Annotated in this window: 1 protein-coding gene; it reads left to right on the forward strand. The window is 64.7% G+C overall.

Annotated features, from left to right (window positions below; all coding sequences use genetic code 11):
• A partial coding sequence (locus tag ENZ74_RS27945; protein WP_127313154.1) for an EAL domain-containing protein occupies window positions 1-2770 on the forward strand: 2770 nt, incomplete at its 5' end.
• Window positions 2771-2782 lie beyond the last annotated feature (12 nt).

The raw sequence follows: 2782 nt of genomic DNA on the forward strand, positions 1-2782 counted from the left end.
CGCGCTCGACCTTTCCGGCGCCGTCGAGATCTGCCGCAACCAGGGCGAGAATTTCCAGGTGTCGACCGCGCCGGGTCCGGACGGCATCGTGCGGCGCATCGAGGTCGAGGCCAATGATGCCCGTTCGACCGGCGACTGGGCTGTCTTCGCGCTCGCCAACACCACCGACCAGCAGCTCGACCGGCTGATCGTCGCACCGCATTTCCGCCTGGTGAATTCCGGCATCTTCTGGCCGGATCTGGGCTCGACCCGCATCGCTGCCATCACGCCCAGCGAAGGCTTCGCGCTCGACCGCCAGACCAGTCCCGACGCCGACGTTTTCCGGGTGACGCTGAACCCCGGCACGGTGATCACCTTCATCGCCGAACTGGCCTCGCCGAAGCTGCCGCAGGTCTACCTCTGGGATCCCGAATCCTACAAGGACTCGGTCAATTCCTACACGCTGTTTCGCGGCATCGTCATCGGCATTGCGGGCCTGCTGGCGCTGTTCCTGACCATCCTTTTCGTGGTCAAGGGGACCTCGATGTTCCCCGCGACCGCCGCGCTTGCCTGGGCGGTACTGGCCTATATCTGCGTCGATTTCGGCTTCCTCAACAAGGTCATCGAGATCTCGCCCGGCAATGAGCAGATGTGGCGGGCGGGAACGGAGGTGGCGCTGGCGGGAACCTTCGTGGTGTTCCTGTTCGCCTATCTCAACCTCAACCGATGGCACGGCCATTTCAGTTATGGCGCACTGGTCTGGATCCTCGGGCTGGTGCTGATCGCCGGCGTTGCGATCGTCGATCCCGCGGTCGCCGCCGGCATCGCCAGGCTGTCCTTCGCCGCCACCGCACTGACGGGGCTTGGCCTGATCATCTTCCTCGGGATTCGTGGTTATGATCGTGCGATCATGCTGGTGCCCAGTTGGGTCATGGTGCTGTTGTGGCTGTGCGGGTCGTGGATGGCGATCACCGGCATGCTCGACAACGACATCGCCCAGCCGGCCCTGGGCGGCGGGCTGATCCTGATCATCCTGCTGATCGGCTTCACCGTCATGCAGCATGCCTTTGCCGGCGGCGCGCTGCATCAGGGCCTGTTCTCCGACCTGGAGCGGCAGGCGCTTGCCGTGGCCGGATCGGGCGACACGGTGTGGGACTGGGACGTGCTGCGCGACCGCGTCGTCACCAAGCCCGATGTCAGCATCCAACTCGGGCTGGCGCCGAACAGCCTCGGCGGTGCGGCGCGTAACTGGCTGCCGGTGCTGCATGCCGACGACCGCGACACGTTCCGCACGACGCTCGACGTCGTGCTCGAGCACCGGCGCGGCCGGGTGTCGCAGAACTTCCGCCTGCGCGGCGCTGACGGCCACTATCACTGGTTCTCGCTGCGTGCGCGCCCGGTCATCGGATCCGACGGCGAAGTCATCCGCTGCGTTGGCACCATGGTCGACGTGACGGAGCAGAAAAAGTCCGAGGAAAGGCTGCTGCACGATGCCGTGCACGACAACCTGACCGGCCTGCCGAACCGCGAACTTTTGATGAACCGGCTGGAAGCGATCATCTCGATCGCGCGCACCGAAGAGAAGGTGCGCCCGACCGTCTTCGTCATCGACATCGACCGTTTCAAGCAGGTCAACGACGGGCTCGGCATCTCGGCCGGCGACACCATCCTCTTGACCATCGCGCGCCGCCTGCACCGGCTGCTCAAGCCGAAGGACTCGCTGTCGCGCTTTGCCGGCGACCAGTTCGCGCTGATGCTGTTGTCCGAACAGGACCCGGCCCGCATCGCCGCCGTGGCGGATGCCATCAAGCATGCCATCAACAATCCGATCACCTTTGCCAAGCGCGAGATCGTGCTGACCGCCTCGATCGGATTGATCACCTGGAATTCGCCACAGATGTCGGCCGAGGACATGGTCAAGGATGCCGAGCTTGCCATGCATCAGGCCAAGCGCTTCGGCGGCGACAGAATCGAGCCGTTCCGTCCGGCTTTCCGCACTGTCGGCACCGACAGGCTGCAGTTCGAATCCGACCTGCGCCGCGCCATCGAGCGGCGCGAATTCACCCTTGCCTACCAGCCGATCGTCCGGCTCGAGGACGGCAGCGTCGCCGGCTTCGAGGCGCTGCTGCGCTGGGACCACCCGCGCCGCGGCATGATCCCGCCGGCGGATTTCATCCCGGTCGCCGAAAGCTGCGGCCTGATCGTGCAGCTCGGCCTGTTTGCCATGCAGCAGGCGGCGGAAGACCTCGCCAGCTGGCAAAAGCAGATCGGCGACGCGCCGCTGTCGGTCTCGGTGAATTTGTCCAGCCGCCAGTTGATCCGCCGCGACCTGGTCAGCGACGTCCGCTCGGTCATCGCTCGGGCCAACCTGAAGCCGCGCTGCTTCCGGCTCGAACTCACCGAATCGCTTGTCATGGACAATCCCGAGCAGACCGCCCATGTGCTGACCAAGCTGAAGCAGCTCGGCATCGGCCTGTCGCTGGACGATTTCGGCACCGGCTATTCGTCATTGGCCTATCTGACGCGTTTCCCCTTCGACACCATCAAGATCGACAAGAGCTTCGTCGACGACAACACGCCCAAGCGCGCGGTGCTGCTGAAATCGATGGTCAACATGGCGCATGAACTCGGCCTGTCCGTCGTCGCCGAGGGCATTTCGGACGAGAGCGACGCGCTGGAACTGCGCCAGATGGGCTGCGAATATGTCCAGAGCTTCATGTTCGGCGCGCCGATGCCGGGCGACCAGGTGCTGAAGACGCTGAAAGAGCAGTATCCGCTGACGCAAGCGTAAACGGATCAGGCG

The organism is Mesorhizobium sp. M7A.F.Ca.CA.002.15.2.1 (assembly GCF_003998715.1).
GTDB classification, from domain to species: domain Bacteria; phylum Pseudomonadota; class Alphaproteobacteria; order Rhizobiales; family Rhizobiaceae; genus Mesorhizobium; species Mesorhizobium ciceri.